The organism is Streptomyces sp. NPDC055506 (genome assembly GCF_053643595.1).
The window spans coordinates 1-9,366 of sequence record NZ_JBSHKH010000208.1; the positions used below are offsets into that span (position 1 = coordinate 1).

General features: G+C 72.5%; 1 protein-coding gene. It reads left to right on the top strand.

Annotated elements, in window-relative coordinates; translation table 11 throughout:
• Positions 1-47 precede the first annotated feature (47 nt).
• Positions 48-9,366 (top strand): SDR family NAD(P)-dependent oxidoreductase (locus ACWIF2_RS39000; RefSeq protein WP_454366244.1); only part of this gene is annotated, 9,319 nt, incomplete at its 3' end.

Genomic DNA, 9,366 nt, shown 5'->3' on the forward strand with positions numbered 1-9,366 from the left:
CGCGGTCGGTGGTGTTCTCCGGCGAGGCACAGGCGGTGGAGCGGGTGGTGGCCTGCTTCCCGGGGCGGCGCAGCCGCCGCCTGCAGGTGAGTCATGCGTTTCATTCGCCGTTGATGGAGCCGATGCTGGCGCAGTTCGAGGAGGTGGCCCGGCAGGTCGGTTACCGTGCGCCGCGGATCCCGGTGGTCTCCAACGTGACCGGTCGGATCGCGGGGCCGGGGGAGCTGGAGTCGGCTGAGTACTGGGTGCGGCATGTGCGGGCGGCGGTGCGGTTCGCTGACGGTATCCGCACTCTGGCCGGTGAGGGTGTGAACGTATTCCTGGAGGTGGGGCCGGGCGGGGTGCTGACCGCGATGGCCGAGGAAACCCTCGAAGAGGAGGAGTCCGGCACGCCGCGGCTGGTGGTGCCCTTGCTGCGGGCAGAGCGTCCCGAGCCGCAGTCCCTGACCACCGCACTGGCCCGGGCCTACGTCCATGGTGCCGATGTCGACTGGACGGCGCTGCTGCCCGGCGGCCGACAGGTCGAGCTGCCCACGTATGCCTTCCAACGCCGGCGCTACTGGCTGGAAGAGGACCACCGGGCGGCGACCGATCCCGCAGCACTGGGATTGTCGGAGGCCGGTCACCCGCTGCTGGGTGCGGCCGTGCGCCTGGCGGACGAGCAGGGTGTCGTGCTGACCGGGCGGCTGTCCCTGCGCACGCACCCATGGCTGGCCGACCACGCGATCGGCGGCACGGTCCTCTTCCCGGGGACGGGGTTTGTGGAGCTGGCCGTGCGGGCCGGGTGCGAGGTCGGTTGCCCGCGGCTGGAGGAGCTGATGTTCGAAGCCCCTTTGGTCCTGCGCGACGAGGCTTCCGTGACGGTGCAGGTCCGGGTCGGTGCGGAGGACGAGGCGGGGCGGCGGCCGGTGAGCGTGCACTCGCAGAGCGGGCCGGACGAGGAGTGGACCCGGCACGTCAGTGGGGCGCTCAGCCCGGCCGCGGTGACCGGCTCCGTCGAACTCGGCGCCTGGCCGCCTCCCGGAGCGACACCGATCGAACTGGACGGTTTCTACGAAGGGCTGGCCGCGTCCGGCTACGGCTACGGCCCGGTGTTCCAGGGCCTCCGGGCCGCCTGGCGGCGCGGAGACGACGTCTTCGCCGAAGTCAGCCTTCCCGACCGGGAGCACCGCGGTGCCACCGGGTTCGGTATCCACCCCGCACTGCTGGACGCCGCCCTGCACGCGGCGCTCGCCAACGCCGAGGCCCCGAGCGACCAGGTCCGGCTGCCGTTCGCGTGGACCGGCGTGTCCCTGTTCGCCACAGGTGCGGCGAGCGTACGAGTGCGGCTGTCTGCGGTCGACGCGGACGCGCTGTCCGTCCACGTCACCGACACCGAGGGCCGGCCCGTGGCCTGTGCGGACGCGCTGGTCTCCCGTCCCGTATCGCCCGACCAGTTGCGGCAGGCGGCCGGGCGGAACCACGACGCACTGTTCGAGTTGGAGTGGGTCGCCGTGCCCCCTGCGAACGACGCGTCCGTCCCCGCTGAGTGGGCGCTGCTGGGGGACGACCGTCCGGAGCAGGACACCGGCCGCCGTCCGGAAGCCGTCGTGCTCCCGTGCGCTCAGGCCGAGACCGCCCCGAACGGCCTCGCGCGGGCGGCTCGCCTGGCCATGGGCGAGGTCCTCGCGGCGCTCCAGGCCTGGCTGGCCGATGAGCCCTCCGCCGGTTCGCGCCTGGTGGTGCTGACGCGCAACGCGGTCGCGGGCGTCGGCGGGGGCGAGCCGCTGAACCTCGTGCACTCTCCCGCGTGGGGTCTGGTGCGGTCGGCGCAGACGGAGCATCCGGGCCGGTTCGTTCTGGTCGATGTGGGTGAGGGGGATGACTGGGAGGCGGTGCTGCCTGCGGCGCTGGCCGCGGGTGAGCCGCAGGTGGTGGTGCGCGGTGGCCAGGTGTGGGTGCCGCGTCTTGCCCGGCTGACGGCCACGGAGGAGCCGGCCGTGCCCCCTACCTGGGATGCCGAGGGCACGGTGTTGATCACCGGGGGGACCGGGGCGCTGGGCGGTCTGCTCGCCCGTCATCTGGTGGAGAAGTACGGGGTGCGCCATCTGCTCCTGGCCAGCCGTCGAGGCCTTGATGCTCCCGGTGCTCGGGAGCTGGAGACGGAACTGCTCGGGGTGGGTGCGGCGTCGGTGTCGGTGGTGGCCTGTGATGTGGCTGATCGCCGGTCCGCGGACGCACTGGTGGCGGGAGTCCCGGCAGAGTATCCGTTGCGTGCGGTGGTGCATGCGGCGGGGCTGTTGGACGACGGTACGGTCGCGGCCTTGACGCCGGAGCGGCTGGACACCGTCCTGCGGGCCAAGGTGGACGCCGCCGTCAACCTGCACGAAGCGACCCGCGGCCTCGACCTGACCGACTTCATCTTCTTCTCGTCCGCCGCCGGTGTCTTCGGCAACGCGGGCCAGGCGAACTACGCCGCCGCCAACGCGTTCCTGGACGCCCTCGCGCAGCACCGCCGGGCCGAGGGACTGCCGGGCGTATCGCTCGCCTGGGGGCTGTGGGCCAAGGCCGAAGGCATGGCTGGCGCGGTCGGCGCGGCCGGCCTCCTGGAACAGACATCCCGTACCCGGCTCTCCCGTACCGGTACGGTGCCGATGTCCGACGAGCAGGGGCTCGCCCTGTTCGACCGGGCCGTCTGCACGGACCGGGCCCTGCTGGTGCCCATCGAGATGGACATGGGAGTGCTGCGCGCCCAGGCAGGGACGGGCACCTTGCCGCCGCTACTGCGCAACCTGGTCCGTCTTCCGGCACGCCGGACCGCCGATGCGGCCGATGCGAACAGCGCGCCCCATACGACCGATGCGACCGGGACGGCCCGGACCGCCGCTGGGCAGGGAACCGACCTCGCCCTGCGCCTGGCCGCGCTTTCCGGAGCGGAGCAGGAACGCCTCCTTCTGGACGTGGTACGCGCCCACACTGCGGCCGTCCTCGGACACGAGACACCGGAGAGTGTCGACGCGGGCCAGGCGTTCCGGTCGCTGGGCTTCGACTCGCTCATGGCAGTGGAGTTGCGCAACCGGCTCAGTAGTGCCACCGGGCTGCGGCTCTCCGCCTCTTTGGTCTTCGACCACCCGAACGCCTCCGCCCTCGCCGGGCAGCTGCGTGCGCAGCTCGTCCCCGCCGAGCAGGGCGCGGACCTCGCCGCGGCCGCGACAGCCGCGGCGCCGGCCGACGAGCCGCTGGCGATCGTCGGGATGGCCTGCCGCTTCCCGGGCGGAGTCGACTCACCCGAGGGGCTCTGGCAGCTCCTGCGGGACGGCCTGGACGCGACCACACCCCTGCCGAGCGACCGTGGATGGGACCCGGACGACTTCTACGACCCGGACCCGAACGCGCCCGGCAAGAACTACACAAGGGCGGGAGGGTTCCTGCGGGACGTCGCCGGGTTCGACGCGGAGCTGTTCGGCATCCCGCCGCGTGAGGCACTGGCGATGGACCCGCAGCAGCGGCTGCTGATGGAGACGTCCTGGGAGGCCTTCGAGAGCGCGGGCATCGCCCCCGAGTCGCTGCGCGGGAGCCAGGTCGGCGTGTTCGCGGGGGCCATGGGGTCGGACTACATGGCCACCATGGCCGTACCGGAGGAACTGGAGGGCTTCTTCGCCACGGGGAGCGCCGGCAGTGTGATCTCCGGCCGTATCGCCTACACCTTCGGTCTCGAGGGGCCGGCGGTGACGGTGGACACGGCGTGTTCGTCGTCGCTGGTGGCGCTCCACCTCGCCGGCCAGGCACTGCGCGCCGGTGAGTGCTCGATGGCACTCGCGGGCGGTGTCCAGGTGGTGGCGACCCCGAGGGCACTCATCGAGATGAGCCGTCAGCGGGGGCTCGCTCCCGACGGCCGGTCGAAGGCCTTCTCCGCGGCAGCGGACGGCACGGGCTGGGGCGAGGGCGTCGGAGTCCTCGTCCTCGAACGGCTCTCGGATGCCCGGCGGAACGGGCACGAGGTGCTGGCGGTGGTGCGGGGCAGTGCGGTGAACCAGGACGGGGCCAGCAACGGGCTTACGGCGCCGAATGGGCCGTCGCAGCAGCGGGTGATCCGGGCGGCGTTGGAGAGTGCGCGCCTGGGGGCCGCGGATGTGGACGCCGTAGAGGCGCACGGCACGGGGACGACGCTGGGGGATCCGATCGAGGCGCAGGCGCTGCTGGCGACCTACGGCCAAGGACGGCCGGTGGATCGGCCGTTGTGGCTGGGGTCGATGAAGTCGAATATCGCGCATACGCAGGCGGCGGCGGGTGTCGCGGGTGTGATCAAGATGGTGATGGCGCTGCGGCATGGGGTGTTGCCGCAGACGTTGCACGCGGAGGAGGCGTCGCCGCATGTGGACTGGTCGGCGGGTGCGGTGGAGTTGCTGGCCGAGGCCCGGGAGTGGCCACGGACGGAGGACCGGCCGCGCAGGGCGGGGGTGTCGTCGTTCGGCATCAGCGGGACCAATGCGCACGTGATCGTCGAGGAAGCCCCGCAGACCGGAGCCGGCGCCGACAGCCACAGCGGCGCCGACAGCCGGCCGGACCGTGCCCCCGGTGCCGTAGTGCCCTGGGTGATATCGGGACGCAGCACCGAGGCTCTGGCGGCGCAGGCGGGACGGTTGGCCGAGTATGCGGAGGCGCGACCGGATCTGGATCCGGTGGATGTGGGCTGGTCGCTGGCGTCGGCGAGGTCGGTCCTGGAACACCGGGCAGTGGTGCTCGGCGTCATCGGGGACCGGAACGAGCTGCTCGCGGGGCTCCGTGCCGTGTCGTCCGGCGCGCCCTCGGCGTCGGTGGTTTCGGCTGCGGCCGACGTACGCGGCCGCGTGGTGTTCGTCCTTCCGGGCCAGGGCTCGCAGTGGGCCGGCATGGCCGTGGAACTGCTGGACTCCTCACCGGTGTTCGCCGAGGCGTTCGCCCAGTGTGACGCCGCCGTCGCGCCCTTGGTGGGCTGGTCGGTGACCGATGTCGTACGCGGGCTGGAGGGCGCGCCGCCGGTGGAGCGCATCGAGGTGCTCCAGCCGGTGCTGTTCGCGGTGAACGTGTCGCTGGCGGCGGTGTGGCGCGCGGCCGGGGTGGAGCCCGCCGCGGTGGTGGGGCACTCACAGGGGGAGATCGCGGCGGCCCACGTGGCCGGAGCGCTGTCGCTCGAGGACGCGGCGCGGGTGGTGGTACTGCGCAGCAAGCTGTTCGCCGAGGAACTGGTGGGCCACGGAGCGGTGGCGTCGGTGGCCCTGTCGGCCGACGCCGTTGAGGAAAAGCTCGCGCGGTGGGACGGCCGGCTCGTCGTCGCCGGGCGCAACGGTCCCGGTGCGGCCACGGTCGCCGGCGACGAGGCGGCACTGGAGGAGTTCGTCGCGGAGTGCGCTGCCGACGAGGTGCGGGCCAGGATCGTGGGGTCGACGGTGGCCTCGCACTGCGCGCAGGTGGATCCGCTGCGTGACCGCATCCTGGAGCTGTTCGCGGACATCGAGCCCCGCGCATCACAGGTGCCGTTCTACTCGACCGTGACCGGCGGGGTGCTGGACACCACGGAGCTGGGCGCCGACTACTGGTTCCACAATGCCCGTCAGCCGGTGAACTACGAGGGCGCGGTGCGCGCCATGCTGGAGGACGGCTACCGCTTCTTCGTGGAGTGCAGTGCCCATCCGGTACTGGTGCCGGGCACACAGGCCACCGCCGAGGACGCCGGCATCGAGGCGGTGGCGACCGGATCGCTGCGGCGTCAGGAGGGCGGGCTGCACCGACTGCTGACGTCGGTGGCCGAAGTGTTCACGCGCGGGATCGACGTGAACTGGCCTGCCCTGCTGCCCGGCGGACGCCAGGTGAAGCTGCCGACGTACGCCTTCCAGCGGCAGCGCTACTGGCTGGCGGACACGGGTTCGCCCATGGGCGACCCGGACGCCCTGGGACTTGCCCCGGCGGAACACCCCGTACTCGGCGCGACCGTACGGCTGGCAGACGACCAGGGCGTGGTGCTGACCGGCCGGATCTCCCTGCGTACGCACCCCTGGCTGGCCGATCACGCGGTGGCCGGGGCGGTGCTGCTGCCCGGCACGGGCTTCGCGGAGCTCGCCATCCGGGCCGGGGACGAGGCCGGCTGCCCACGCCTGGAAGAACTCACCCTCGAGTCCCCGCTCGTCGTTCCGGAGGACAGTGGCGTCCGGGTCCAGGTCCGCGTCGGACCGGAGCGGGAGAACGGCAGGCGATCGGTGAGCGTCCACTCGCAGCGCGTGGACGCCCCCGGCGACGAGTGGGTCCGGCACGCCGATGGCGTACTCGCCGAGGAGGGTACCGCCGAGGCGCGTACGGCTGAGGCGTTCGACCTGGCCGAGTGGCCGCCGGCGAACGCCGAGCCCGTGTCGCTGGACGGCTTCTACGACGGCCTGGCCGCGTCCGGATACGGGTACGGGCCGGTGTTCCGGGGGCTGCGGGCGGCTTGGCGGCGCGGAGAGGACATCTTCGCAGAGGTGAGCCTGCCGGAGGACGAGGCCACCGGGACGGCAGGATTCGGTATCCACCCGGCGCTGCTGGACGCCTGCCTTCACGCCGGCTTGACGCGGCAGCACAGCGGGGACGAGGTTCGGCTGCCGTTCGTGTGGCATGGCGTGACCCTGTTCGCAGGAGGCGCCTCGCACGTACGCGTCCAGCTGACCCCGGCCGGCACGGACGGGGCCGTGTCGCTACGCGTGGCGGACTCGGCCGGCCTGCCGGTGGCCTCCGTCGACGCGCTGATCACCCGGCCCCTGGCGACCGAGCAGCTGCGGCAGGCCAGTGCCGTGGAGCAGTCGGCGCTCTTCGGCGTGGACTGGGTCGCCGCCGCCGAGGTCGAGGCGTCCGCCGCCCCCAGGTGGGCGGTACTGGGCTGCACCGACCCGGCGATGGACTCGGACTTGGGCGCGGGCTCGGATTTGGCCTCGGGCTCGGGATCGGGTTCAGATTTGGACTCGTATCCGGAGCACGTGGTCCTGCCCTGCACTCCGATCAGGGGTGGAGAACTCGCCGAGGTGGTACACGAGGTCACCGGCGAGGTGCTGTCCGCGATCCAGGAGTGGCTGGCGGATGAGGCGGCGGCCCGGTCCAAGCTGATCGTGGTGACACGGGGCGCCGTCGTCGCGGGCCCGGACGAGTCGGCGGCCGATCTGTCCCATGCCGCCGTCTGGGGTCTGGTGCGCTCCGCCCAGACGGAGAATCCCGGCCGTTTCGTGCTGGTCGACGTCGACGACGCCACCGACTGGGAAGCAGCCCTGCCCTCCGTGCTTGCGGTCGACGAACCCCAGGTGGCCGTACGGGGCGGTACGGTCCTCAGACCACGCCTGGTCCGCTCCGGCGCCCATCCCAATGCGACGGGCGCCGACGCGACCGACGAGCCGGGCGGCAGCGAGCGCGGCGACAGCACGGACGAGCTGCTCTGGGACCCGGATGGCACGGTGCTGATCACCGGCGGTACGGGCCTGCTCGGCCGTCTGCTCGCTTGCCACCTGGCGCGGGAACGGGGAGTGCGGCACCTGCTGCTGACCAGCCGCCGCGGGACGGCGGCTCCGGGAGCCCGCGAACTGCGCGCCGAGCTGGAGAACTGCGGGGCGCACGTGTCCATCGTCGCCTGTGACACGGCCGACCGGGATGCGGTCGACCAGCTCCTGGCTACGGTTCCGGAGCAGCACCCGTTGACCGCCGTCGTGCACGCGGCCGGACTGCTGGACGACCGTACGATCCCGGCGCTGTCCGGGGACCAGCTCGACACCGTCATGCGGCCCAAGGTCGACGCGGCGGTGAACCTGCACGAGGCGACCCGGGACCTCGACCTCAAGGCGTTCGTGCTCTTCTCCTCGGCGGCCGGGGTCTTCGGCAACCCGGGCCAGGGGAACTACGCCGCCGCCAACACCTTCCTGGACGCCCTCGCGCAGCACCGCCGAGCCCAAGGGCTGCCAGGGGTGTCGCTGGCCTGGGGACTGTGGGCCGGGGAAAGCGGTATGAGCGAGCACCTCGCCGAGCAGGTCGAGGAGGGAGGGCACGCACTCGTCACCGCCACCGGAGCGACGGCCCTGACGAACGAGGAGGGACTCGCCCTGTTCGACGCGGCGGTGCGCGTGCCGGACCGGGCGCTGCTCGTGCCCCTCGGCATGGACTGGGGCGTGCTGCGGAACCGGGCCAGGACACAGGCCCTGCCACCACTGCTGCGCGGCCTGGTCCGTACTCCGGTACGCCGGACCGCAACCGCCGCCCGAACAGGTACCACCACCTCGGCACTGGCCCGTCGCCTCGCCGGACTCTCCACGCCGGAACAGGAAAGCGTGGTGCTCGACCTCGTCCGGGACCTCGCCGTTGCCGTACTCGGGCACGCCAAGACCAACGTCGTGGATCTGCGACGCGGCTTCCTCGACCAGGGATTCGACTCCCTGACCGCGATCCAGCTGCGCAACCAGCTCAACAACGCCACCGGGCTGAGCCTGCCCGCCACGCTGGTCTTCGACCATCCGACGCCGCTGGACCTGGCACACCACCTGCTGACCCAAGTGGCCGGCACCGAGCACACCGCCGCGGGCGCCCCGACGCGCACCGCCGTGGCAATGGACGAACCCCTCGCGATCGTCGGAATGGCCTGTCGTTTCCCTGGCGGCGCCGACTCCCCCGAGGCGCTGTGGCGCCTCGTCGCCGAAGAACGCGACGCAGTCGGCGGCCTGCCCGTCGACCGTGGCTGGGACCTGGCTTCCCTGTACGACCCGGATCCGGACGCACGCGGCAAGAGCTACGTACGTCAGGGTGCGTTCGTCTACGACGCCGGTGACTTCGACGCGGAGCTGTTCGGGATTTCGCCGCGTGAGGCGCTGGCGATGGACCCGCAGCAGCGGCTGCTGCTGGAGACCTCCTGGGAGGCGTTCGAACGCGCCGGTATCGCCCCCGAGTCGCTGCGCGGCGGCCAGGTGGGCGTGTTCGCGGGCGCCATGGGCTCGGACTACACGGCCAACCTCAGCCAGGCCCCCGAGGGCGTCGAAGGCTACGCCGCCACCGGTGGCGCGGGCAGCGTCATCTCGGGCCGCGTTTCGTACACGTTCGGTCTCGAGGGACCGGCGGTGACGGTGGACACGGCGTGTTCGTCGTCGCTGGTGGCGCTGCACCTCGCCGGCCAGGCACTGCGCGCCGGCGAATGCTCGATGGCGCTCGCCGCCGGCGTGACCGTGATGGCCGGTCCTCAGGAACTCACCGAGTTCAGCCGCCAGCGCGCCCTGGCGTGGGACGGCCGGTGCAAGGCGTTCTCGGCGCAGGCGGACGGATTCGGATTCGCCGAAGGTGCGGGTGTCCTGCTCCTGGAGCGGTTGTCGGATGCCCGGCGGAACGGGCATGAGGTGCTGGCGGTGGTGC